23 protein-coding genes are annotated in these 22883 nt (G+C 64.2%); 9 read left to right on the top strand and 14 right to left on the bottom strand.

All coding sequences use genetic code 11. The annotated features are described in order from the left end of the window. Positions 1-50: 50 nt before the first annotated feature. Positions 51-1289 carry a glycosyl hydrolase gene (locus tag JQ573_RS07620; RefSeq protein ID WP_212311024.1) on the bottom strand — a complete coding sequence of 413 codons (1239 nt, stop codon included), beginning with the start codon at positions 1287-1289 and terminating at the stop codon, positions 51-53. A gap of 117 nt (positions 1290-1406) precedes the next feature. On the opposite strand from JQ573_RS07620, the gene JQ573_RS07615 reads away from it, so the two are divergent. The 3 genes from JQ573_RS07615 (at position 1407) to JQ573_RS07605 (ending at position 4829) form a co-directional block, all read left to right on the top strand. Continuing rightward, positions 1407-2717 (top strand): glycosyltransferase family 4 protein, encoded by a 1311-nt coding sequence (locus tag JQ573_RS07615; RefSeq protein ID WP_212311025.1) that lies wholly within the window; start codon positions 1407-1409, stop codon positions 2715-2717. Positions 2718-2790: 73 nt separating this feature from the next. Continuing rightward, positions 2791-4101: a nucleotide sugar dehydrogenase gene (locus JQ573_RS07610; protein ID WP_212311026.1), complete on the top strand. Its 1311-nt coding sequence runs from the start codon at positions 2791-2793 to the stop codon at positions 4099-4101. An 8-nt stretch (positions 4102-4109) separates the two neighbouring features. Beyond that, a complete protein-coding gene (locus tag JQ573_RS07605) occupies positions 4110-4829 on the top strand; it encodes a bifunctional 2-polyprenyl-6-hydroxyphenol methylase/3-demethylubiquinol 3-O-methyltransferase UbiG (RefSeq protein WP_212311027.1) in 720 nt (239 codons plus the stop codon). Positions 4830-4850: 21 nt separating this feature from the next. Here the strand turns inward: JQ573_RS07605 and JQ573_RS07600 are convergent, their stop codons facing one another. The 10 genes from JQ573_RS07600 to JQ573_RS07555 all read right to left on the bottom strand — a co-directional run bounded on the left by JQ573_RS07600 (position 4851) and on the right by JQ573_RS07555 (position 15677). Continuing rightward, positions 4851-5522, bottom strand: a complete 672-nt coding sequence (locus tag JQ573_RS07600) for a class I SAM-dependent methyltransferase (protein ID WP_212311028.1) — start codon at positions 5520-5522, stop codon at positions 4851-4853. Between the two features lie 85 nt (positions 5523-5607). Then, positions 5608-6234: a methyltransferase domain-containing protein gene (locus JQ573_RS07595; RefSeq protein WP_212311029.1), complete on the bottom strand. Its 627-nt coding sequence runs from the start codon at positions 6232-6234 to the stop codon at positions 5608-5610. Next, positions 6231-7520, bottom strand: a complete 1290-nt coding sequence (locus tag JQ573_RS07590) for a polysaccharide transporter (RefSeq protein WP_249131254.1) — start codon at positions 7518-7520, stop codon at positions 6231-6233. The genes JQ573_RS07595 and JQ573_RS07590 overlap by 4 nt, the downstream gene beginning before the upstream one ends. A gap of 26 nt (positions 7521-7546) precedes the next feature. Then, positions 7547-8839 (bottom strand): O-antigen ligase, encoded by a 1293-nt coding sequence (locus tag JQ573_RS07585; RefSeq protein WP_212311031.1) that lies wholly within the window; start codon positions 8837-8839, stop codon positions 7547-7549. Further along, positions 8836-9951 carry a glycosyltransferase family 4 protein gene (locus JQ573_RS07580; RefSeq protein WP_212311032.1) on the bottom strand — a complete coding sequence of 372 codons (1116 nt, stop codon included), beginning with the start codon at positions 9949-9951 and terminating at the stop codon, positions 8836-8838. Before JQ573_RS07580 ends, JQ573_RS07585 begins: the two co-directional genes overlap by 4 nt. Before the next feature lie 3 nt (positions 9952-9954). Beyond that, positions 9955-10713: a bifunctional 2-polyprenyl-6-hydroxyphenol methylase/3-demethylubiquinol 3-O-methyltransferase UbiG gene (locus JQ573_RS07575; RefSeq protein ID WP_212311033.1), complete on the bottom strand. Its 759-nt coding sequence runs from the start codon at positions 10711-10713 to the stop codon at positions 9955-9957. Next, positions 10710-11522, bottom strand: a complete 813-nt coding sequence (locus JQ573_RS07570) for a hypothetical protein (protein WP_212311034.1) — start codon at positions 11520-11522, stop codon at positions 10710-10712. Before JQ573_RS07570 ends, JQ573_RS07575 begins: the two co-directional genes overlap by 4 nt. Before the next feature lie 13 nt (positions 11523-11535). Then, the gene (locus JQ573_RS07565) at positions 11536-13809 is read right to left on the bottom strand and encodes a polysaccharide biosynthesis tyrosine autokinase (RefSeq protein ID WP_212311035.1); all 2274 of its coding nucleotides are present in this window, start codon (positions 13807-13809) and stop codon (positions 11536-11538) included. 127 nt (positions 13810-13936) lie between these two features. Then, on the bottom strand, positions 13937-14149 hold the full coding sequence (locus JQ573_RS07560) for a hypothetical protein (protein WP_212311036.1): 213 nt from the start codon (positions 14147-14149) through the stop codon (positions 13937-13939). A 58-nt stretch (positions 14150-14207) separates the two neighbouring features. Then, entirely contained in the window at positions 14208-15677 is a 1470-nt protein-coding gene (locus JQ573_RS07555) for an O-antigen ligase (RefSeq protein ID WP_249131253.1), read from the bottom strand. A 440-nt stretch (positions 15678-16117) separates the two neighbouring features. Here JQ573_RS07555 and JQ573_RS07550 point away from each other — a divergent pair, with 440 nt between their 5' ends. The 4 genes from JQ573_RS07550 (at position 16118) to JQ573_RS07535 (ending at position 19181) form a co-directional block, all read left to right on the top strand. After that, a complete protein-coding gene (locus JQ573_RS07550; RefSeq protein ID WP_212311037.1) occupies positions 16118-16402 on the top strand; it encodes a hypothetical protein in 285 nt (94 codons plus the stop codon). A gap of 176 nt (positions 16403-16578) precedes the next feature. Beyond that, complete coding sequence (locus tag JQ573_RS07545; RefSeq protein ID WP_212311038.1) at positions 16579-17820, top strand: hypothetical protein; 1242 nt, start codon at positions 16579-16581, stop codon at positions 17818-17820. 7 nt (positions 17821-17827) lie between these two features. Further along, a complete protein-coding gene (locus JQ573_RS07540; protein WP_249131252.1) occupies positions 17828-18607 on the top strand; it encodes a metallophosphoesterase family protein in 780 nt (259 codons plus the stop codon). Next, positions 18600-19181: a hypothetical protein gene (locus JQ573_RS07535; RefSeq protein WP_212311039.1), complete on the top strand. Its 582-nt coding sequence runs from the start codon at positions 18600-18602 to the stop codon at positions 19179-19181. The genes JQ573_RS07540 and JQ573_RS07535 overlap by 8 nt, the downstream gene beginning before the upstream one ends. Positions 19182-19221: 40 nt before the next feature. Here the strand turns inward: JQ573_RS07535 and JQ573_RS07530 are convergent, their stop codons facing one another. Then, positions 19222-20664, bottom strand: a complete 1443-nt coding sequence (locus JQ573_RS07530) for an undecaprenyl-phosphate glucose phosphotransferase (RefSeq protein WP_249131251.1) — start codon at positions 20662-20664, stop codon at positions 19222-19224. Between the two features lie 95 nt (positions 20665-20759). On the opposite strand from JQ573_RS07530, the gene JQ573_RS07525 reads away from it, so the two are divergent. After that, a complete protein-coding gene (locus JQ573_RS07525; RefSeq protein WP_194455378.1) occupies positions 20760-21065 on the top strand; it encodes a hypothetical protein in 306 nt (101 codons plus the stop codon). Positions 21066-21079: 14 nt separating this feature from the next. On the opposite strand, the gene JQ573_RS07520 is transcribed toward JQ573_RS07525, so the two are convergent. After that, complete coding sequence (locus tag JQ573_RS07520; protein WP_092125207.1) at positions 21080-21454, bottom strand: helix-turn-helix domain-containing protein; 375 nt, start codon at positions 21452-21454, stop codon at positions 21080-21082. A 667-nt stretch (positions 21455-22121) separates the two neighbouring features. Here JQ573_RS07520 and JQ573_RS07515 point away from each other — a divergent pair. Next, positions 22122-22310, top strand: coding sequence for a hypothetical protein (locus JQ573_RS07515; protein WP_212311040.1), 189 nt, complete (start codon positions 22122-22124; stop codon positions 22308-22310). Positions 22311-22507: 197 nt separating this feature from the next. Here JQ573_RS07515 and JQ573_RS07510 read toward each other — a convergent pair whose 3' ends face one another. Then, positions 22508-22720: a hypothetical protein gene (locus tag JQ573_RS07510; RefSeq protein ID WP_176532503.1), complete on the bottom strand. Its 213-nt coding sequence runs from the start codon at positions 22718-22720 to the stop codon at positions 22508-22510. Positions 22721-22883: the final 163 nt, after the last annotated feature.

Below are 22883 nucleotides of genomic sequence, written 5' to 3'. Positions count from 1 at the left end.
GCCGGGAACATCGTCATAGTTATCTCATCACCCGGGGTTTAACATCGTTATCATTCCAGCAACAGGACCGGTTTGGGCGAGATCTCGACCTCACCGTTGGCGACAGCTCCTTCGCCGCCGTCGAGGCCCTGGTAACGGCTAAAACGCGGGTCGACCCGATGTACCGACCGCCCCCTGGTGGTCCAAAGGATCAAGCCGTTGCGGCCATCCGGCATGCGGAGTTCGACGCGCCAGGTCGACGGCGACGTCCTGTCTGCCGCCACGACGCTGGCGCCGACCAACCATGACTGGACTGTGCGATAGGCAATTCCGCTCGGAAGCAGCCCACGCGCCCGGTCCCACAATTTGCCGAAGTCGCTGCCCCCGCCGGCGAATTCGTACCAATAGAACCGGTCGACACCGCTGATCCATTTCAGGATATAGGCGCGCGCCAGACAGCCATCCGGGTTGTCCTCGTGGGACGACCAGCCGGCCTCGGTGTCCCAGATCGGCCTTGTGGAGAGATCGTGCGCGGCGAGGATCTGCTTGAAGCGGGCGATGATTTCGATCACCGCTTCGGGTTCGCTCGTATAGCCGTGGAAGGCGAAGACGTCGGCATATTGTCCGCCGCCTTGCGCCATGAAGGCCTGTTGCCAACGATAGCCGTCCGGCGTGCCGTTGGACGACGGCGTCAGCACAGTCAGGGCGGGATCGCTGGCCTTGATGATCTCGTAGGCCCGTTTCTGCATCTGGACCATGGTCGCGATATCGCCCGAGTAATATTTGGGATCCTCGGGCTCGTTCCAGATTTCCCAGTATTTGATGCGGCCGGCGGCGCGCGTAACAGCCGCACGCACCCATTCATCCCATGATGTGAGATCGGCAGGCGGCGAGCTTGCGCCGGGCGTGAATGCCGGCGGCGCATCCTTCACCGACGCGGCCCAACGCGGCGTGAAGGCGAGATTGAGGACGATATCGACGTGCTCGCGCTCCGCCGCCGCAAGGATGGCGTCGAAGCGCGCCCAATTGTAGATGCCGGGCGCCGGGTTGATCTGCGCCCAGTAGATCGCGCCCCACAGGCGGACGCCGTCAAATTTGAGCGCCGGCCATGGCTGCGACTGCCCGATCGCATTGATCGTCATGCCGAAAAGCGTCGGCGGGATCACCACGTTCACATGGCTCACATTGAGCACATCGTTTGCCGCCGCACCGGCCCACTGCAGCGGCCATTTGTGAGCCAGCGGCGCCAGCGCACTCAAAACCAGTGCGATCGACGCCCTTTGTGCCCAATCCCTCACTTTACCTGCCATGTCCGTGTCTCGTCGCCGTCACATCCGCGGCGGGATTGCAAAATGGAAGCTGCGCATGTTAATGCCGATGTTAGTCGGATTGTGATGTTGTTAGGTCAATGGTATAGATCATCGCAGATGTCGAGAGCTGAACCATCACCGCGGCGGATCCTGATCATCGTCGAGAACCTTCCGGTTCCTTTCGATCGCAGGGTGTGGTGCGAGGCAACGTCGCTGCGCCAGGCAGGCTATGAAGTTTCGGTGATCTGCCCGAAGGGCCGCGGCCATGACGAATCCTACGAATGCCTCGACGGCATTCACATTTACCGTCATCCGATGCCGCTGGAAGCGCGCGGGGTCGCCGCCTATCTCATCGAATATCCGGTCGCGCTGTTCTGGGAGACGTGGCTTGCGATCAAGGTGGCGTGGAAGCACGGCTTCGACGTGATCCATGGCTGCAATCCGCCCGACCTGATCTTCCTGGTCGGCCTGCTGTTCAAGCTCGGCGGCAAGCGCTTCGTGTTCGATCATCACGATGTCAATCCCGAGCTCTACGAAGCAAAATTCGGCCGCAGGGACTTTTTCTGGCATCTGCTGCGGCTGGTCGAGTATCTCACCTTCAAGACCGCAAGCATCTCGATCGCAACCAACGAATCCTATCGCGAGATCGCGATCGCCCGCGGCCGCATGCCGGCCAACCGGGTCTTCGTGGTGCGCTCCGGCCCCAATCTCGACCGGGTGCGCTCCCGCCCCGCCGATCCGGCCTGGCGCCGTGGCCGGCGCTACAGCGTCGGCTATGTCGGCGTGATCGGCCAGTCGGAAGGCATCGATCTCCTGCTGCAGTCGATCGGCCACATCGTGCACGATCTCGGCCGCACCGACATCCAGTTCAACATCGCCGGCACCGGGCCGGAGTGGAATGCGGTGGTCAAGCTCTGCGAAGAGATGCAGCTCTCCGATTACGTGAACTTCACCGGCGCCGTCGCGGATGACGCGCTGTTCACGATGCTCTCGACCGCCGACGTCTGCGTCAATCCGGACCGCGTCACGCCGATGAACGACATTTCCACGATGAACAAGATCATGGAGTACATGGCGCTCGGACGGCCGATCGTTCAGTTCGAGGTTCGCGAAGGCCGCCGCTCCGCGCTCGACGCCTCGCTCTATGCGGCGCAGAACGACCCGCAGGATTTCGCCGGCAAGATCATCACGCTGATCGATGATCCGTCGCTGCGGCAGACGATGGGGGCATTTGGCCGCAGCCGCGTCGAGCGCGAATTGTCCTGGACGCACGAGGAGCCGAAGCTGCTCGCCGCCTATGAGGCGTTGTTCGCCAGAAAGCTTCCCTGGCAGAGCCGCGCCCCACGCGCGACCACCACCGCGGAGCGGCCGACCGCGCAGGCGTCTGGTGTCAACGCCAATGCAGCTGCCGGGCGGGCATCGCGTTGAACGCTCCGCCGCCTCACTCACGCGAAACACGACGCGGTCACGCACAGGTCGCTGGATTGTCGAAGGTCGAAGCATGAACGTCAGCATTTTCGGCCTCGGCTATGTCGGAACGGTCTGCGCGGCCTGCTTCACCGAGCTTGGCCACCAGATCATCGGCGTCGACAAGAGCATCGCGAAGGTCGACCTGATCCGCGAGGGCCGATCGCCGGTCATTGAGCCCGGCATCTCGGACAAGGTGGCGCATGCGGTTGCGACGGGTCAGTTGACCGCAACCACCGATGCCACCGAGGCGATCGTCAACAGTGACATATCGATGGTCTGCGTCGGCACGCCGTCGTCCGGCAACGGCAATCTCGACCTGACCGCGATCCGAGAGGTCGCCATCGAGATCGGCCGCGGGCTGCGCGCGAAGAACGCGCCGCATACCGTGACGATCCGTTCCACCGTACTGCCCGGCACCACCCGCGGCACCGTCGGACCGCTGATCGAGGAAGCCTCCGGCAACAAGATCGGACGCGATTTCGACCTCGCCTTCAATCCGGAGTTCCTGCGCGAAGGCAGCGCGATTGCCGACTTCAACGCGCCGTCCAAGACCGTGGTCGGCGCCTTCAACCAGGAAACCGCCGACCGCGTCATGGCGCTCTACAAGGATCTGCCCGGCGCCAAGATCACGCCGCCGGTCGAGACCGCCGAACTGGTCAAATATGTCGACAACAGCTGGCACGCGCTGAAGGTCAGCTTTGCCAACGAGATCGGCACCATCGCAAAGACGCTCGGCATCGACGGCCGCGACGTCATGAACATCTTCCTGCAGGACACTAGGCTCAACATCTCGCCGGCCTATTTGCGGCCGGGTTTTGCCTTCGGCGGCTCCTGCCTGCCCAAGGACGTCAAGGCGCTGAAACACCTCGCGCACAGCCGCGGACTGTCGACGCCGGTGCTCGAAAGCATCCTGCCGAGCAACGACATGATCATGTCGCGCGGCGCCGACTGGATCCTGTCGCATGACGGCCGCCGCATCGCATTTCTCGGCATCAGCTTCAAGGCCGGCACCGACGATGTTCGCGACAGCCCCTTCGTCGAACTGGTCAAAAGCCTGCGCGGCGAGCGGCGCGACATCCGGATCTACGACCCCAACGTTCGGCTGTCGCAGCTGATCGGCGCCAACCGGGACTTCATGATGCGCAACCCGGAGCTGGTCGGTCTGCTGCATGACGACGTGACGGCGACAATCGAATGGGCCGACATCATCGTGCTGACGACGGCCGATCCGCGTTTCGTTGCGGCGCTGAAGGTAACCCGGCCCGACCAGGTGGTGCTCGAACTGTCTGATATCGGATTGCCCGACGAGGTGCGGGCCAGAGTGAGCGGCTTTCACTGGTAGGGAACACCATGGCCACCATGGCCCAGACCCGCGACCGACCCGAAATCCGCTTTCACGACGAGATCTCGTCGGAGTGGGAGACGCTGCATCGGAGCCGCACCTTCAAGGCGCGCACGGCCGCGATGTTCGATCTGCTCGGGAACGCGGACCTCGAGGGCCAGCGCTGGCTGGATGCAGGTTGCGGCACCGGAACGCTCTCCCGCCTGCTCGCCGCGCGCGGCTGCGATGTCACCGGCGTCGACGCCTCGTCGGAGATGATTGCGGCGGCACGCGGCCGTCCCGCCGACGCCACGCCGGCCGAACGGCTCACATTTCGGCAGATTCCGACCATCGCAAGCCTGCCGTTTGCGGATCGATCCTTCGACGGCGTGCTCTGCGCGAGCGTGCTGGAATATGTCCCCGACGTGGCGCAGTGCCTCGCCCAGATCCATCGCGTGCTCAGGCCCGGCGGACTGCTGCTGCTCTCGATCCCCAACCGCGGATCGCTGCTGCGCCAGGGCTACAAGCTCGCGCATGCGGCTTCGTCGCGCGTGTCGGCGCGGCCGCTGTTCCGCTACCTCGCCTTTTCCAAGTTCGACACCACGCCGGCCGTGATGCAGAACCTGCTGCGGCAACATGCTCTCACGATGCTCGGCGCCAGCTTTGCCGGCTCCCCGCTGCCGCCGGCGCTCGATCGCCGGCCCGCGGTCGGCACGCTGATCAATATCCTCGCCCGCCGCGACAATTGATGCAGCGGGCAGTTACCTGCTTCACGCCTTGATCGCCATCAGCGACTTGGTCATGCCGAGATATCGCTCGCGATAGATCTTCGCGTCCGGGAACGTCTCCGTCATCTCGTCCCAGTCGAACAGGTGCCAGTCGGGCGCGGTCCGCTTGAACCAGAAGCCGTTGAATGTTTCGATCAACGAGATCTGCTGTCGCCTCGGCAACAGGACGATGAATCCGGGCAGCCAGGTATGGCTCTCGATCGGAAAGTACCGGTACGGCGTCTGCACGTAGAACGACTTCGCGACCCGCGAGATCTCGCCGGCAAAGCGGTTCTGGTGCTCGCGCGCGATATCGCGGAATGCCGTGTCGTTCTCGATCGTCACGACATCCTGCTTCGGCCCGGTGACATGCTCGATCACCGACGAGCAGAAGCAGAAATCGAACGCCTGATCCTCGAACGGCAGCCGCTCGGTCTCCCGCAGCAGCACCGTCTTGAACCCGAAGCGTTCGCTCGCCGCCTTCAGATCGTCGGCCGATATATCGCAAACCGTGATGTCGGTATGGCGGGGCAGGATCGCGCGAATGTGCCGGCCGGTGCCGCCGCCGAGATCGAGGATCCTTGCGTCGAGCGGCAGGTTCACGGTGCGGACGAGGAACTCGCCGCGCCGCTTGCGCGCTGCACCGGAAAATCGGGCTTGGATTGCGCCCAGCAATGTCAATCTCCTGCTATCGGTCGCGTCGGTCTAGCACGGCGCGCGCAATCCTCCACGCAACGGTGGATCGATTTGCCGATCCCGCTCACTTGATCGCCTCGAAGAAGATCGACTCGTCCGGCCGGTTGTCGAGCCGGTCGATGTCGGGGCAGATGCCCTCGCGATAGGCCCGGGTGTGGGTCTCGGAACAGCCCGCCTCGCGGAACAGCGCCGCAAGGGAGGCGCGCGTAAAGCCCCAGTGATGCGCGAACGCGGCCTCCTTGCGGCGCTCGATTTCGAACACCCCCTTGAGGAAGGCCTGCGGTGCGGCCGGATCGTAGAGCGCGACGATCCTTTCCATGTCGGGGACGACGATGCGGCACACCCCGCCCGGCGCCAGCACCCGCGCAATCTCACGCGCCAGCCGCTCGACCTCGTCGGGAAACAGATGCTCGAAGACATGCGCGCTGAACACCGCCGAGAGGCTGCCATCCGCGAACGGCAACGGCTTGGTCAGATCCATGTAGCGCAGCCCGGCAAACTTGCCCTGGCGATGCTCGGCATAGCGGGCGTCGCTCAGCAGGCCGGCGAGATGCAACGCTTTCGCCGCGAGCGGCAGGCGCGCGATCCACAGATGCATCGTGATGTCGGTGTTGATCCAGCCCGCGATGCCGCAATTGAAGGCGCCGATATGCAGCCGCTGCAGCGAGCGGCCAGATGCGTCGTCGGTCATGTCTGCTCCCGCACCGAATTGGTCAGCACAACCACGATCACCGACGCCGCGCTGGAGGCCACCATCGCTGCAACCGCGCCCGTCACCTGCCAGGCCTCCGCGGCAAGCGGCAGAACGCAGCACAGCGCGACGAAGCCAGCGATCCGGCTCAGCATGAACCGCTGCGGCCTGCCGGTCGCAAACAGCGGCAGCGCGAGGCCGAGCCACACCGCGTCGAGCGCCATCGCGGCCCCCATCAAGGCGATGCTGCCGGTGCCGATCTCGAAACTCTGGCCGTGGATGACGAGGGCGAGCATGCGCTGTCCGAGCAGCACGGCCACCGCGCCATAGGCGAGCGCGATCGAGCCGAGCAGCACGGCATTCTCGCGCGCAGCAGCGGCGACCGCGCTACGCCGGCCGGCGCGCAGCTCAGCTGCAATTTCCGGCAGGCGGACCGAGAACATCGTCGCGCAGAACTGGCTGAGCGGTGCGAACACCAGGAGCAGGATCCGCAGCGACGCGCTCGCGTCCAGCCCGATCAGGAAACCGCAAACCGGGATCAGTCCGATGCTGCCGATCCAGTAGGTGAGCGAGGTCGCGACGAACCAGCGGCCGTTGCGAAACAGCCGCTGCAGCGAGCCGCGGAAGATCCTCGTGTGCGGCCAGGCTAACTCGCTCGTGTAAAGAAGCAGCAGGCTGCCGGCGAATGCCGCCGAGATCGCGATGCAAGCCATCGCCGCGGCAGCGCCGGTCAGTTTGAGCGCGATCATCAGCCCGGCCGAGACGACAAGCGCCACGCAATAGGTCAGCGACGACACGACCGCGCGCGGCAGCCGCCCATCGAGATAGCAGATGCGGCGGAACATGCTTTGCAGCCGAACCGCAGGGATCGCGAGCCCGGTTGCGATCACGAGCCCGCCCGCGACGCCGCCGCCCGCACCGATCACGAGGCCGGCAACCACCAGCAGCAGACCAAGCGCCGCCGAGAGCAGCAGCGACGACAGATAGAGGCCGAGCCGCAGCTGCGGCCACAGCGATTTCGGGATGCGATGCGCAGTCGCCGGCAGCCCGTCGTCGAACAACCCGCGCAGAAACACCGCCTCGATCAGGATCGAGAACGACCAGGCGATGCTGAATTGGCCGAACGAATTGATATCGAGCACATTGGCCAGCACGATCGTCAGCACGAAGGCCGAGCCGCTGAGCAGCGCCTGATCGATCAGGCCGAGCGCGACATTGCCCCCGGCGCGCCGCAGCCGGCCGAGCGCTCCGCGCGCGGCTCCGGCGACCCTGGTCTGGGCCGCCATTCGATCCAGCCTTTCGGTCAACGCACTCACGCCTCACTCACACGCAGTCTGGTGAACGCCCGCCGCGGCGCCATTTGCAGCCTGGCTTCCGGGCCGAAATAGCACCAGAACACCAGCACGCAGCCGAAATAATTATGCAGCAACTGACTCGAATCGTTGGCTGACGCGATCACGACGAACAGCAGCATCGCGAACGGTGCCAGCCAGTACATCCCGCGCCGCTCGAACGTGAAGACAATGGTGTTCCACAACGCCCGCGCCAGCAGCAGCATATAGAACGCGCCGCCGAGCAGGCCGAACTGGAGGAAGGCATCGAGATAGGAATTCTCGAACGAGCCGAACTCGGTGTTCCATGGCGCCATGCTCGTCAGCTCGTTCACGGGCGAGTTCGGCAACTCGTTGAAGAACCCGGAGAAGCCGTAGCCGAGCCAGGGGTGTTGCCAGAAGAAGTGCGGCCAGACCGCCCAGAGGAACGAGCGGCCGGTCAGGTTTCCGCTGCGGCCGACCAGCCCGTACAACTCGTCGCTCGGCACGGCGAACATGACAAGCGCAACAAAGGCGAGGCCGAGCCAGTAGATCGAGGCGGCTCCCCTGTGCCCAAGCACCACCAGCAGCAGCCCGAAAGTCACGGCGAGTGCCGTCAACATGCTGATCAGCGGTCCTGCGGCGCCGGCCGCGGCGAGCGCAAAAAGATGACACCCCATCAGCAACAGCGACCAGCCGAATTGCCGCCGCGGCCCCGCCAGCATGCGCACGAAGCAGATCAGCACCATGAGACCGAAAAAGGCGCCCGCGAGATTCTTGTGGCCGAACACGCCGGCATAGGCCTGGGTCCCGAGCACGGTCGGCCGATGCAGCGGGTCGTAGTCCCATTGCGAGCCGATCACCGGAAACAGCAGGACGTGAACGATCAGCACCACGATCCCGATCCGGAACAGGGTGTCGACGAGCCGATCGACGGGGCAGCTGATCACGATCCAGGCCGAGAACAACGTGGTCAGGAGGTACATCGCGAACTTGATCGACGCGCCCGCGGGGTCGGCGCTCAGCGCCAGTGACACCAACGCGAAGGCAATGAACGTCAGATAGAGATGCGATTGCAGCATCAGCAGGCCGAAGCGTTTCCGATCGACCGCAATGTGCAGCATCAGCAGGATGTAAAGCAGCAGCCACGCGCCGCGGAACAGCGTGGACTCCCCGGCCCGTTCAGCGAACGAGATGCCCTCGATGAAATTGAACAGGAAATAGATGCAGCCGAGCACCATCACCAGATAGGCGTGCAGAAAGACCTCGGTTCGAAACCACCATCTGCCGATCATTGAGCGGCTTCCTGCCGGGCCGGCGCCCTCGAGAGATGATCGACCGCGGCCGCAAAGCGCGCCGCGGCATCATCAAGTGCGTCCTTTCGCACGCTGTGCCGGGCCTGCTGCGACATCGTCGCCCAGCGCGCGGGATGTTCCAGCAAGCCGCGCGCCGCTTCGACCCAGACCTGCTCATCGAGCGCGCAAACATGACCATTGTCATGGTCGCGCACCAACTCGCCGCCCGCCCCGACATGGGGCGACACCAGGCAGGGAACCCCGCACTGCAAGGCCTCGTTGCATACCAGACCCCACGGTTCCAGCAACGAGGGCAGCAGCAACAGCCGTGATTGCAGATAGACCTTCGATATCGCCTGCCACGGCACATAGCTGTCGTGGCTGACATCGATGCCGGCGCCACCGAGCCGCGCCAGCATGCGCTGCTCGGCAGCGCCTGACCCGACCACGCAAACCCTTAGGCCGGGCAAAACCCGGCCCAGCGCGATGGCGACGTTCTCGAAGAAGATCGCGTTCTTGGCGTCGTCGTTGATGCGGGCGCACCAGAGCAGGTGAAATGGACGATCGTGGAAACCCGGGACGGTCTCCGGCGGATCCCATGCCGGCACCAGCGGCACCACGAACAGATCGTTGTCGCCGACACCCTCGCCGCGGAAATACGCCCTGCCCTTGTCGCCGCAGCACACGACCGCGCCGCACTGGCGCAGCAGCCATGGCCGCGCCAGGCGATGATAGGCCGTGTTGGGCATCGTCTCGCGCCAGCCGTCAATCGTCAGCGCAAGCGCCCTGCCGTTGGCGCGCGCCCATGCCGCGCCGGCCAGCATCGATGGATAGAGGCCGTTGACGAACAGCAGGTCGGGTGCCAGCGCGTTCAGGGCGCGCCCGATCCCGATATTGAGATGGGTGTGACGCGACCGCGACAGCGGGATCGAGACACCGGGCAGCGTGCGCGTCGTGTAGCGCGGTGTGAACGATCCCGCCCAGGAGCGATCGGCCTCCTGCGCGGTACAGGACAGCACGGCGAGATCCAGCCCACGGTCAACCAGCTCGTTGTAGAGCCGGTTGGTGTAGGGTGTGATCATGTTGTTGAAGACGACCACGCGCGGCGCCATGGCTTATCGGTCCCGCGGGGGCGGCGGCGCCTCGGCGCGCCGGCAGAGCGCCCCGCAATGATAAGTCGCAAGCCGGGTCGCAAGCTCGGGGCTGACCGACAACAGCGACTTCCGCACAAGGCTCTTGGCAAGCCCCTTGACCCGCGAAGAGTGAAAGGCGTGCACCGGCAGGCTGTGATCATAGATACCGAAGCCGACAACATGCAGCCCCGCGGTCTCCAGCACCAGGCGGAACGTGTCCGGCGTGTAGAAATTGATGTGGCCGATGTCGAGCGTCGATTGCAGCGCCCGGCGATTGGTCCGCGCGTGCAGCTCGCACGGCACTTCGAGATAGATGAAATCCCGCGCCACCCGCACCAGCTCGTGCAGGAACGCGCGCGGCTCGGGCACGTGCTCGAGCACGTGGCTGGCATAGACGAGGTCGAACGATCCGTCGGCGAACGGGATCGTTGCACCGTCATAGCTCGACCAGCGGAACGGCGCTGAAGCGGCGCCGTCGGTCTCCAGATTGGTTGCGGGATCGATGACGTCGATGCCGGTGAAATCACGACCGATGCCGATCGCGGACAGCCGCGCCAGCACGGCGCCGGTGCCGCAGCCGACCTCGAGCACATTGCCGACACCGGCGGCGGAGGCACCGAGCAAGCCGGCAATATGGTCGGCCTTGTCGACCGAGCAGACGCGGCGCCAGTCGCGCTCCTGCGCCGAATAGACGCCCTCATAATGCGCGTTGTGCTGTCCGATGCTGAATTCCATCGTCATGGTCTAGCCATCGCTGCGGGCGGCATTCGGACAAGCTCGTCGAGGCGGTCGTTCGATTTGCGCTCCGGATTGCGTCGCTCTGCCGGCGAGCGGCGGTCGAGATCGTATCCGATGTCGGCCATGGTGCGGGTCAGGATGTCGACGTTCCGTTGCGGGACAGCTGCCAGACCAGCCAGCAGCCTGTCCCGATGCACCCAGCCGGGCCCCTTCAGGAGGTCGATCGCCTCGGTGTACAATTCGGTCTTCACGAGGCGCGCGAACTCGGCCACGACCGCGTCCGAAAGGTCGGGCGGCAGGCCATCGAGCATGGCGAGCGCCATGGCGCTGCGCTTGACGACGATCCAGCCCTCATTGGGTCCGAGCCGGTAAGACATCCGCAGCAGGTCGAAATTGGCGTCGTTCAAACCCTGCCTGATGTTGCGCAGCCAAAACAGCACGCCCCAGAGATAAGGATCGGCCGGCGCGCAGCCGAGCGACTTGCGGACGGCCGCGTCGAGCTCGCCCATCCGGGCGTCTACCCGGTCGCCCGATGCGAGCGCGTTCTCGGCGAGCCGCAGCCGGATCACCGCCGCGCTGCGATCGATCGCCGGCAAGCAATCCGGTCGGGCCGCGGCGCGCGACAGCAGCGGGCCGAGGTCGCCGAGCTCCGCGTCGCTGATCGGCACGTTGCGCAGGATCAGGTCCCTGGCACCATCGAGCCGGCTCTGGTCGACAAAGACCGGCAGAGTGGTCGCACCCCAGGCGACCGACGAGCACGCGACCGCGGCCAGGAAGCCGCGCGCAAGCCAGATGGCGGCACGCCGGGGCATCCCACCGTGCGTCTCACTCGGTGTAACCATATCGCCCATAATGCGAGTTGTAATAGTAGTTCTTGCCGCCATAGCCGCTATAGCGGCTCATCGCGGCGATATCGGCCTTGTTGAGCACGACACCGAGCAGGTTCTCGTTGACCGCACGCGCGCTGCGCAGTGCCCGCTCGACCACCTGCACCTGGGTCTTGCCCCATTCCACGATGAAGACGAAGGAATCGACGAAGTGCGCGGTGATGCGGACATCGACCACCGGCGTCAGCGGCGGGAAGTCGACGATCACGTATTCATAATGGCTGCGGACCCCGTCGATGAAATCCTTCATCTGGTCGGAGGCCAGCACCTCGTGCGAATGCGCGATGCGCGACCGTGTGGCGCCCGGCAGGAAGGCAAGGCCGGTCTCGGGATCGCGCCACAGCGTGTCCTGCAATGTCGCATTGTTCGACAATACATCCAGAATGCCGCGCTCGGCGTTCGCGGCAACCTTGCGGCTGAGCGAGGGATTGCGCAGGTCGCAATCGATCAGGAGCACGCGCGCCCCGCTCTGGGCGACCAGCTGCGCGAACACGAAGGCCAGCGTCGACTTGCCCTCGTTGGGCAGCGCCGAGGTCAGGCCAAGGATCTTCGACGGCTTGGTGACGTTGAGGTCGGCATTGACCTTGATCGAGCGGATCGCTTCCGAGAACCGCGAGAATGGTGAATCGATCGCCGCCCACAGCACCGGCTCGTCGCCGCGCTGGATCAGGCGCGCGCCGACCGGCAGGTTCGGACGACCGGCCACCGGCGCCTTGAGCTGGCTTGGCGAGAGGCGGGGAACGATCGCGACGCAATCGGCATCGAGGATGGTCTCGACCATGTCAGCAGTGCGGAACACCCGGTCATAGAGATCGCGCAACACACCGAGCGCGAGCCCGGCAATCAGGCCGCCGAGCGCCGAGAGCGCGAGCACGACGAGGGTCTGCGGGTGGCTCTTGCTGAGCGGACGCGAGGCACGGGTGATCACCCGCGCCTCGTTGACCGGGAACGATTGTTGCTGCACATTTTCCATGTAGCGCTGCAGGAAATTGTCATAAAGCGAGCGATAGGTCTGGGCCGAGCTCTCGAGCTCGCGCAGCGTGACCTGTGCCTGGTTGGTGGACTGCGACTGCGAAACCGAATCGTTCACGGCGCGCTCGATCTCGGTCTGACGCTGCAGGGCGATCGCATAGTCGCTCTTGTAGCTCTCGGCGAGCCGCTTCAATTCGTCGATGATCGACGACTGGATCTCGCGCATCTGGTTGCGCAGATTGACGGCTGCCAAGTGATTGTAGCCGTAGCGCGATGACCAGTCGGCCTCGCGGTTGGCAAGTTCGAGATATTGCGAGCGCAGCTTGGTGATGACCTGGTTGTTCAGGGTATCGGCAACCGTCGCATCGGGGACGCCTCCCTTCACCACCGCCTCGATGCGGTCGAGCCTGGCCTTGGCGTCGGTGACCTGCGACTTCACATGGAGCAGCTGGGTGTTGAGCTCGCCGAGCTGCTGCTCGTTGAGCAGCTTGCCGCTGGACGTGACGATGTTGTTGGTCTTCTTGTAGTCGAGCACGGCGCGCTCGGCATTGGATGCCTGGCTGCGCAGCTCCTGGATGCGGTCCTGCAGCCAGACGCTGGCGCGGCGGGTCGCCTGATACTTGGAATCGAGCTGCTCGACGATGTAGGCGTCGGCAACGGCGTTGGCGATCTGCGCCGCGCGCTCGGGATCGAGCGAGCGGAAAGAGACCTCGATCACATAGGTCATGCCGCGGCGGCGAACGTCGAGCTGCTTCTCGAAGGTGCGGACCGCGCGCCGGGTCCGGTAGAACTCGTTGGGCGGCGCGCTGCCGGCAAACAGACCGGACACGAAATCCAGCACCGCTCCCGCCGCGCCGGCCCCGGAGCCGATGAATTCCGGATCCTCGTTGAGCTTGAGGTCGCGGATCACCGCGAGCGCCACGTTCTCCGACTTCAGGATTTCGACCTGGCTCTCGACCGCGGAGGAATCGACCGGGGCGTCATTCACCGGCGATTGCTGCTGGGCGCCCTGGAGTTTGCGCATGTCGATGATCATCGTGGCGAGCGCGGTATAGCTCGGCGCTGCCGTCATCAGGTAACAGATGCCGCCGAACAGGCAGAGGCCGGCAGTCCCGAGGATGACCAAATACTGCCGCAGCAGATAGGTGACGAAGGCGTCGAAGGTTTCCGCCAGCGACGGCAGTTCGGCCGGACGATTTCTCAGATCGACAGCCGGCGAAATCTGGTTGCGCTGAAGCATCTCCGTCCTATCGCCGCGCCGGCAGGATGCCTGCCCTCGCGCCCTCCAATGATCCCGGGAAGCGTCCCGCCGCTGACACCGAAGCGCGTTGCTGCAGGGAATTCTCCATTGGCGATCGCAAGCCCGCTCAGAGAGTAACTGTTGAAAGAAGCGTGGTGCGGCCCGCGGTCGTACCTGTCGCCCCGTTGCCGGATCCGGTGACCGACGAGGTGAAGCTGAAAATGCCGGTGTTCACGTTGTTGCCATTGATGGCCTCGAGCGCGCCGCCGCCGGGCGCCGCGCGTGCCAATACCGCCAGGCGCGGAGCGGGAAGACCGCCGGACCGCTCAAATGTGAACACTGCTATCTCCCTAACGAATACTAACAGTTCGTTAGCATAGTCAGAGTTATCGCGCCAATCAAAACCCCTGCCCCGCCGCGCCCCCGGGCCGGCCCGCGAATTCAACGTTAATTGGCGAACCCGCCACAATACAGGCGTCATTCTCGCCGCGACCACTGCCTGTGGTCCTGCCGGAGCGGAACGATTGTGACAGGCCTGCCCCGAGCAAAGCCGCGATAACAACGGCGTAGCCGGTGATCTGGAGCGGGAAATCGATCATCGCATGGAGTGCGCCGGCAGCCGACGCGCAGAGCGCCGCGAGCGGCACGATCACGTCGCGGCGGCGGGTCCGCACGCCATGCGCGAGCACGCCGAAGGCTGCGAGCAGCGCGATCATGACCGCGCCGGCCATTAACATTCCGCCGTCGGACGCCAGCTCGAGCCAGCTGTTGTGGGCCCGGTTCCAGGTCCCGCGCAACGAGATGTCGTCGGTGCGATAGGCCGGATAGACCCATTCGAAGGACCCGAAACCATCGCCGAGCCAGGGATGATCCCAGATCATCCGCACCGTCGCGCGATAGGTCGAGAATCGTCCCTCATCCGACAGGCCGATCGTGCTGAAGCGCGCGCCGACGCCGCCACCGAGCAGTTGCAGCAGCGCCAGCGCGACCAGGCTGCCGAGGCAAAGCGCCATGATCAGGCCGTAGCGGCGCGGCATCCGGTTACGAAAGAAGATCGCAGCGGCTACGACCGCAGCGAGCAGCGAGATCCCGACGCCGCCGCGCGATCCGGTCAGAAACATCGCCAGCAGGCAAGTGAGCCAGCCGAATGCATGGCCGGCGAGCCGGCGCCGTGCCGGCATATCGAAGCGCGTCAACAGGCGTGGCAGACTGGTCCGACGCGACGGCCAATGCCGCTCGATCAATTCGCAGCCGTACAACAGCCAGATCAGCGCACAGCAGCCATAATAGATGCCCGCCGTGTTGCGGTTGACGAAGGGAGACGTCAACCACTCCAGATGAGCCTGCTTTTCGTAAAGCAGGTAGTTCCGGGTGGGATCGATCACGAAGGTGACGATGCCAAGGATCGCATAGACCAGGCCGGCTACAGCCACCGCCCGCAGCAACCCGCGCGCCAATGCGCGGTTCGCACCGAGCACGACCCCGATCGCAAAGCTAAGCAGGCAGACGATCCCGACGCCCACGGAATAGAACGGCTGATCGCGCGCGATCGTCACGGCTGGCGGAAGCTCGGCGGGCAGCAATTTGCCGGCCTCCGCCCACAGCGCGTTCGGCGCCACGCCCAACCAGGGCCGCACCGCCGACTGCTCGTGCAACACCAGCATGGCGAGCGCCGTCAGCAGTGCCGTCATCGCGAGGATTGCGAGCTGGCTGCCGCGCAAACGCATCGGCAGCACCCCGAGCAAGGCGATTCCGAGCAGAACCGACCAGATCGCGGACGCGACGCCGCCGACCGAGCCGAGCGGCAGTGGAGCCAAAGCGACGACGGCGCAGAACAGCCATGACGACCATCGCACCGGCCACGGCAATGCCGTCGCCCCGCGTGAGCCGGAAGGTGATCGTAAGCGTGTCATGAAGCCGGCCGGGCCGGCTCACGCCCCAGTATCAGGGCGCAAGCTTGATTGAATTACGAAGTAAAGTTGCGTTGTAGGCGGCCACGATCGGACCGTTCAGCGTTACGGATCTGATGCATGACATTGCTCGAATGAAATGCGCACGCGACATTCAAATACTCCGGCGGAGCCGTAACGCGCCGACTGCCACAATCACAATAATCCGCGATATATTGCACGCAATTGATAAAAAATGTTAGCAAGATGAGGCAATTCAGCAGCACCGGCGCGGCGCCGTGAGGCAAGCGGCCCCGCGCGACATCGCCTGGGCTTTGATCTTGGGCTTTGATTTCGTGTGACCTTCCGACGATTTGCGACGACCGGGTTAACCCCGGCTTAGGACCCGGCCCGATAATATGCGGGCACAGGGTTTGGTTATGTTATTTGTTTTGCTTGGCAATTTGATCGGCGGCGCCGTGCTCGGGCTGCGCCAGCACTGTCTGGTGCTGGTGCCGGTGATGCTTGCCGAACTGATGCTGCTGGCCGCCATCGGTGTAGCGCGCCTCTCGTGGTCCGAGACTGCGCTGCTCATGATCATCGCCATGGTATCGCTGCAGGGCGGATATCTGGCGAGCGCCCTCACACCGTTGCTCCGGTCCCGCACCTCGCCGCCGCTCATCGCCGCGCGCCGTCCGCAGTAGCGCGCTACGCGGTCGTGCGATCTGGCCCGCCCGATTTCCATTGACCTTGCGGCGAGCCCGGGGCATCCCGCTGCCTTGCGTTCTGATCTTCCGCAGGACCTGTTTCCCAAGGATTTGCCCCTCCCGTGTGGAACGTCACGGCTTTCATCTGCATCTTGATCGGGGCGTCGATACCGGTGGGTCTCATCGATGCGTCGCTCGCCATTGGCCTGGTCGGCGCCGCAACGTCGCTCGGACTGCTGGCAAGCCTGATGGCGATCCGGCCAGGTGAACTGTCTTTCCTGAAGCGGGTCGCCGGGCCCGCCGTGGCGGCAGCGCTGGTGCCGATGCTCTGGATCATCCTGCAGATGCTTCCGCTGACGTTCTGGGCGCATCCGGTGTGGAAGTTCGCCGGCGAAACATTGGAGACACCGCTCCGCGGCAGCATCACGATCGATACCGGTGCAAGCCTTGGCGCGCTGCTGCTCTGGCTGTCGCTCCTCTCGGTCATGATCACCGCCGCGGCGATCGCAATCGATGCCCGCCGCGCCGACATGGTGGCCCGCAGCATTGCAGCGACCGCGGCCGTCGCGGCGCTGATCCTGCTGTTGTATAGCGATCCGATCAAAGCCTGGCTTGGCGCGGCCGACGCTGCGCACGACGGGACGGCAAACGGATTCCTCGTCGTCGTTCTCATGGGCGTCCCGTTCAGCCTTGCGCGCGCGCTCGATGTCGGCGGACATATTGGCGGCCGCACGGCCGCCCAGTCGGCCCGATTGCGCCGGCTGCTCGCCGCCAGCGCGCTGTTTTGCGCCGCCAGCGCCTGCTGGTACGGAAGGCGCGGTGCCGCGATCGCAATCGCAGCGGGCATCGTGCTCGTCCTGATGACCTTCGCCGCGCGAAAACTTCATCTGCGTCGCTGGAGCAGCGCTGCCGCTGCGGCTGCGATCGCGCTGATCGCGCTGTTAACGGCGATCGCCAACCGTCATCCCGACGTGGCGCTTGCCATAGCCTTCACCCATGCGCCGGACGAGCTCGTGCAGTCGACCCACAATCTGCTCGCCGACCTGCCCGCGCTCGGCGGCGGCGCCGGCACCACGGCAAAGCTGGCATCGACCTACATGGACTGGCAAGGCGCAACCACGCGGCCTGTGGTGGCGACCAGTGCCGCCGCCTTGATCGCGCAGTTCGGTTCCGCCATGTTCTGGACTTCACTCGCGGTTACGATCGTGGGCATCGCTGCGTTCATGGCCGGTGCACGCAATCGCGGCCGTGACTGGTCCTATCCAGCGGCGGCGGCAGCCGTGTTGCTGATGCTGGCGCTCGCCGCCTTTACCTTGCCGGAATTGCCGGCGCTGCCCGGAGTGATCGTGTTGGGAGCCGTGATCGGAACAGGACTGGCACAGCGGATCAGCCGTTCACCGTTGCAGGCGGGCTAGACCGCAGATGCGCAGCCTCCTCCGGCGTATGGTCGGCCAGACCGGCGACCTCGAACATGACGAGGGCGACGAGACCTGCATTTACGCCGTCGGCGATATCCACGGACACGCCGACCTGCTGCACGAGATCTGCGCACGGATCGACGCCGATATCCGCAAGTTCCGGCCCGCGCGGCCGATCCAGGTCTTCCTTGGCGACTACATCGATCGCGGACCGGATTCGCGCGATGTGATCGCGATGCTCGATCAACGCCGCCGGACCCAAAGTTTGGTCTGCCTGCTCGGCAATCACGAGGCTTGCCTGCTGGAGTTTCTCGTCAATCCCGACATGCTCTCGCAATGGCGGCAATTCGGCGGCCTGCAGACGCTGATGTCCTATGGACTGACGCCCTCGCTCAATCCCGACGCCGCGGAACGCAGGGCGCTCGCCGGGCAGTTGGTCCGCCAGATGCCGCCGGCCCATCTCGCCTTCCTGCGCTCGCTGCCGATCAGCTATTCCCGCGGCCGCTATTTCTTCGTGCATGCCGGCGTCAGGCCCGGCGTCGCACTGAAGCAACAGCGCAAGGAGGACCTGCTCTGGATCCGCGACGACTTCCTGGTGTCGGAAGATGATTTCGGCAAGGTCGTGGTCCACGGCCACACGCCGGTGCAGGAAGCCGAGCTGCTGCGCAACCGCATCAATGTCGACACCGGCGCCTATGCGACGGGCCGCCTGACCTGCGTCAAGCTGGAGGGCGCGCAGCGAACCCTGCTGATGACCGGCAACCGGGCAGCGCGCCATGGCTAGCGCGAAGGCAGACGCACGGCAGCTGTCGCCGGCCTTCGTGCCGGCCGCGGCAGCGATCGGCGCCGCGACGCTGGCGTTGTCGATCTGGTGGCTGGCCGCCGATGCATTGCGCGGCAAACCCTGGCTCGCCGCCGATGTCGGCGTGGTCAGGAGCGAACTTTGGCTCGCCGACGGCTGGAGCGAGTTGCAGACCTCGCCCGAGGCGGCCGAAGCCGCCTTCACCCGCGCGCTTCGGCTCTCGCCGATGGACGCCGGCGGCTGGTTCGGCCTCGCCTCGGCGACCGGGCGGTTCGACTGGCTGAACCCGACCGCATCGAAGGCGCTGAAGATGTCCTACTACACCGGCTTCAACCGCAGCGACCTGATCGCGCCGCGGCTGATCCTGCTGGCGCAGGTCGACACCACGCGCGATGTGGAGCTGGTCGATCTGCTGCAGCGGCAGATCCGCCTGATCCTCACCCGTGCGCCGGAGCTGAAGGGCGCGCTCGGCCAGGCCTATCGCGTGGCCATCGATGCCAACCGGCGCATCATCGAGGCGGAATTCAAGGACGCCGGCCAGAGCATTCCGGAGTAGCGCGCGCCGGCACGCGGGCAGCCGCCGGATGCCCGACCCGCTAGATTCCCTTGTGCCGCAGCACCGCGCCGACGGTGCGCAACAGGATGCGCAGGTCGAGCACGAAGCTCCAGCTCTTGATGTAGATGAGATCGTGCGCGACGCGCAGCTGCATGTCCTCGATCGCGGGCGTCGCGCCGCGCAGTCCCTGCACTTGTGCGAGGCCGGTGATGCCCGGCTTGACGTGCTGGCGCTGCGCATAGCTTGCGATCAGCTTCGAATATTTGTCGTCATGCGCCAGCGCATGCGGCCGCGGCCCGACCAGCGACATGTCGCCGCGCAGCACGTTCACCAGCTGCGGCAGCTCGTCGATGCTGCGGCGGCGCAGCGTGGCGCCAATCCCGGTCAGCCGCGGATCGTTCGCGCGAGCCTGCGTGATGACATCGCCGTCCTCGAGCACATGCATGGAGCGGAATTTGAGGATGGTGAATTGCTTGCCATCGAACCCGTTGCGGCGCTGCCGGAACAGGACCGGCCCCCTGGAGTCGAGCTTGATCGCAATCGCCGTCCCGATCAAAAGCGGCGCGAACAGCACCAGGAGGCCGCTCGATGCCACGATGTCGAACAGCCGCTTGCCGGCACGCTCGACCGAGGTCAGCGGCGAGCGCTGCATTTCCAGCGTCGGTATCGGGCCGGACGCCACCATCCGCAGCGCCAGGAATCGCTCCGCCGTCCGATCCGGCAGCAGCCGCACCGGCAGCGGTGACGCCCGCAGCTGATCGCACAGGAACTGGATGCGCGGTTCCTCCTGCCAGGGCATCGCCAGGGTGATCTCGTCGGCGCCGCACTCCCGTGCCGCGCGGATGGCCGACGCGACGGCGGCGCGGTCGCCCGCGTTGTCGGACAGGCCGGACAACTGGATCCGTCGCACCTCGCTGAGGCCGAAATCGCGCAGCAGGCTCGATTGCCGCACCCGGGACAATTCGTCCGCCATCCCGACCACGATCGCGCGGCGCGTCGCCAGCATGCCGCGGTCGATCGCGCGTTGCAGCGGCGCCTGCAGCAGCATCCGTCCGGTCACCAGCCCAAGGCCGCCGATCAGGCCAAACGACATCACCGACCCGCGCGAGACGCCGGAGCCAACCTTCAGAAGGAAGATGATCAGGGTCATCAGCAGGACCACCAGCAGCCACCCGCCGAGCAGGCTGCTCCAGCGCCGATCGAGACCGGCCAGCACCTGCGCATTGTAGAGGCCCTGCGACTTCGCCACGAACATGTGAAGGATTGCGGCGAGGACCCCGATCCCTAGAAAACCCTCGAAGCTGTTGCTATAAACCGTGTGGTAGTAAAACAGGTGATAGGCCGCGCCGCCAATGATACTGGACAGCACGACGATGATCATCTCGACGACGACAGCAAACGCCTCGAGCGAGGCAAAAGCGAACGAGAAGGCGCCGAAGCTAACCGGTACCTTCGCTATTCGAGCGTCCGAAAGGTCCGTCATCGGGAATTAACATTCGTGTTAACAATTCACATGTTTAATATCAGGCAGGTCGTGAGCTCGCAAGACCTGCCGGCAATATCATGCAGAGAGCTTCCATGAGTTCATCGGCTGGCGAAACCGAGGCCGCGCTGTTGGCCCTGCTCCATCTCATCCGCCTGATGGGCGCCGAACTGGTCGCCGGCCAGCACCGCGACGACGTCGAGTTGCTGGTCAAGGCGGTCGAAACAAAGCTGCGTTCGGCCCGTTTTCCGGCCGAAATGCCGAATCAGGACATTGTCAAAGGTCTGGACCTCGCACAGGCGAGACTGCGTCCGATCCTCGAGGAGCTGCGCGCAAGATCGGAGAAAGCGCATCTGAGCGACCAGCTGCTGCTGGCTCCCAGGCCCTCGCGTATCCACTAGCGGGTCAGCTTACGTCAGCTCTGGACTTCACCACGGCGAGGCAAACCGTTTCCGCCGCTGGATCTGAGCGCAAGCTTCTCCTCGATCTTCATTTTCTCGAGCAGCAGGTCGGTCACAATCCGACGCAGCCGTTCATTTTCCAGCCGCAATTCGTCAATACGGTTGTGGACGTGGGGAATACCATCTCGATCATCGGAACGAGCGGCAAGCTCGGTCACAGTACCATTCGGGTGATGGCCGCGAGCAGCCTCCTGCTTGCGCCAGCGGTGAAATGTCATCACGCTAACGCCCAGCACCTTGCACGCCTGGGCTTGTGATTGCCCCCGCGCCATGAGTTCCTCGGCTTGTTTGACCTTGGAACTGATCTCGTCAGTTGAATGACGCCTCATTGGTCATCTCATTGCCCCCTAGATTAGCAATCATCGCATGGCCTATAAGCTATGTAAATGCAACAGGAAATTCAAATTGAGGATTTCCCGGGGGGCCTTCGGGAGCCTCGAACTTGCCGTAGGCAGCGCCGCATTGTGCGAAGAAACACCGAAGCTGCAAGGTGTTTACCGGAATATATGAGCAATATTCCCGCCGGAAGACGATCTCACATAAAAAGTTATACGACTTTCTACGTATGACAATTTGATCGGGATAATTGGCGCACCGTTTGCATTCCTGAATGAGAAGCAAATGAGAACATCCAATCGGTCCTGCGACAGATTGTGAGTGCACCATGCCTCTCCGCGATAGCTACGCCGCCGATAAAGCGAGAGTTTCACAACATTCTAACAAATTAATCCCGCGACCTTCGCGTCCGGCAGCTTGCGGGCACGCACGCGCAGCGGTAGTTACTAGGACGTTAAGTGTCATGAGAGTTTCAACATATTTGAGGATCATTTTCAGGAAACCTAACACTCATAGCTCGATCCGCGAATTATCAATTAGGCGCTTTCCCACCCGAGGCCATCAGGCGGAACCACGACCGCCCGACAATCCGCGAACTATTCTGTGCTGACGCTTGTCAGAGCCAGCCTCTGATCGACACATCTTACGAGGATCGACACTATGGCGCGTCTCAAGGTCTTCGAGGGGAAGCAATCCGCGTCCAGCGAGGCGACCGACGCCTTGGAACGCCTCGTCGCGGAGAATTCCGAGCTCCGGCATACCGCCGTCGAGCTGGTGTTGCAGACGTGGATCCTGCGCGAGCGCCTGTCCTACGTCGTGGCGCACAAGCCGGTGCGGCAAGAGCACTGACTGCCCTGCCCTCACGACCACAAACTGTCCACACGGCAACCACAGCTAGATCGCGCCAGATCGCCCAAAACGAGGATCGGGCGGGACAACATTCAATTTAAAATTGAATTGTCCATAGCAGCAGGCGCCGACATCCTCGCCGGACTGGCTTGGATGTGGCCGCAAATTCTGCTCAGTGAGAAATAGGCTGACGGACTTCAGCTGTGGTGAACCCGGCGCAATGCGACGCGCGGAGCGTTCTGCTCACGCGACATGCCGAACGAACGAGACGCAGCTGGGCGCTCGTGGATTTCACGCAACGCGGCGATATCAAGCATCAGCGCAACGACTTCGTTGCGCAGCGATTGATTGGTCGCGAGCAACGCCTCTTCGATTGGCTGATGCGAATGTTGTACTTTGTGCTGCTTCATGGCGCGCCCTCGCTCTGCGGTTAAGGGTATGAGCGATGTGATTGAAGTTTCAATGACAGAGTTTTAGTTCACACATATGGAATGCGGTTAATGGGGCAGGTTTGCGACGAACGTGGCTCCGCGTTAAATTTTCTCAATCAGGTTCCACAACCTGATCGCGAAA

Source organism: Bradyrhizobium sp. AUGA SZCCT0105 (assembly GCF_018129565.1).
Taxonomy (GTDB): domain Bacteria; phylum Pseudomonadota; class Alphaproteobacteria; order Rhizobiales; family Xanthobacteraceae; genus Bradyrhizobium.
Note: the sequence above shows the minus strand (reverse complement) of the source record. Positions and strands in the feature narration are given on the sequence as shown.

Bases quoted from the DNA above. Each gene is read 5' to 3' on its own strand.
- JQ573_RS07530 (WP_249131251.1), bottom strand. From the start codon at position 20,664: ATGACGGACCTTTCGGACGCTCGAATAGCGAAGGTACCGGTTAGCTTC.
- JQ573_RS07540 (WP_249131252.1), top strand. From the start codon at position 17,828: ATGCGCAGCCTCCTCCGGCGTATGGTCGGCCAGACCGGCGACCTCGAA.
- JQ573_RS07615 (WP_212311025.1), top strand. From the start codon at position 1,407: ATGTCGAGAGCTGAACCATCACCGCGGCGGATCCTGATCATCGTCGAG.
- JQ573_RS07605 (WP_212311027.1), top strand. From the start codon at position 4,110: ATGGCCACCATGGCCCAGACCCGCGACCGACCCGAAATCCGCTTTCAC.
- JQ573_RS07525 (WP_194455378.1), top strand. From the start codon at position 20,760: ATGAGTTCATCGGCTGGCGAAACCGAGGCCGCGCTGTTGGCCCTGCTC.
- JQ573_RS07510 (WP_176532503.1), bottom strand. From the start codon at position 22,720: ATGAAGCAGCACAAAGTACAACATTCGCATCAGCCAATCGAAGAGGCG.
- JQ573_RS07565 (WP_212311035.1), bottom strand. From the start codon at position 13,809: ATGCTTCAGCGCAACCAGATTTCGCCGGCTGTCGATCTGAGAAATCGT.
- JQ573_RS07520 (WP_092125207.1), bottom strand. From the start codon at position 21,454: ATGAGGCGTCATTCAACTGACGAGATCAGTTCCAAGGTCAAACAAGCC.
- JQ573_RS07570 (WP_212311034.1), bottom strand. From the start codon at position 11,522: ATGCCCCGGCGTGCCGCCATCTGGCTTGCGCGCGGCTTCCTGGCCGCG.
- JQ573_RS07610 (WP_212311026.1), top strand. From the start codon at position 2,791: ATGAACGTCAGCATTTTCGGCCTCGGCTATGTCGGAACGGTCTGCGCG.
- JQ573_RS07590 (WP_249131254.1), bottom strand. From the start codon at position 7,520: ATGGCGGCCCAGACCAGGGTCGCCGGAGCCGCGCGCGGAGCGCTCGGC.
- JQ573_RS07535 (WP_212311039.1), top strand. From the start codon at position 18,600: ATGGCTAGCGCGAAGGCAGACGCACGGCAGCTGTCGCCGGCCTTCGTG.
- JQ573_RS07620 (WP_212311024.1), bottom strand. From the start codon at position 1,289: ATGGCAGGTAAAGTGAGGGATTGGGCACAAAGGGCGTCGATCGCACTG.
- JQ573_RS07550 (WP_212311037.1), top strand. From the start codon at position 16,118: ATGCGGGCACAGGGTTTGGTTATGTTATTTGTTTTGCTTGGCAATTTG.
- JQ573_RS07595 (WP_212311029.1), bottom strand. From the start codon at position 6,234: ATGACCGACGACGCATCTGGCCGCTCGCTGCAGCGGCTGCATATCGGC.
- JQ573_RS07580 (WP_212311032.1), bottom strand. From the start codon at position 9,951: ATGGCGCCGCGCGTGGTCGTCTTCAACAACATGATCACACCCTACACC.
- JQ573_RS07575 (WP_212311033.1), bottom strand. From the start codon at position 10,713: ATGACGATGGAATTCAGCATCGGACAGCACAACGCGCATTATGAGGGC.
- JQ573_RS07585 (WP_212311031.1), bottom strand. From the start codon at position 8,839: ATGATCGGCAGATGGTGGTTTCGAACCGAGGTCTTTCTGCACGCCTAT.
- JQ573_RS07515 (WP_212311040.1), top strand. From the start codon at position 22,122: ATGGCGCGTCTCAAGGTCTTCGAGGGGAAGCAATCCGCGTCCAGCGAG.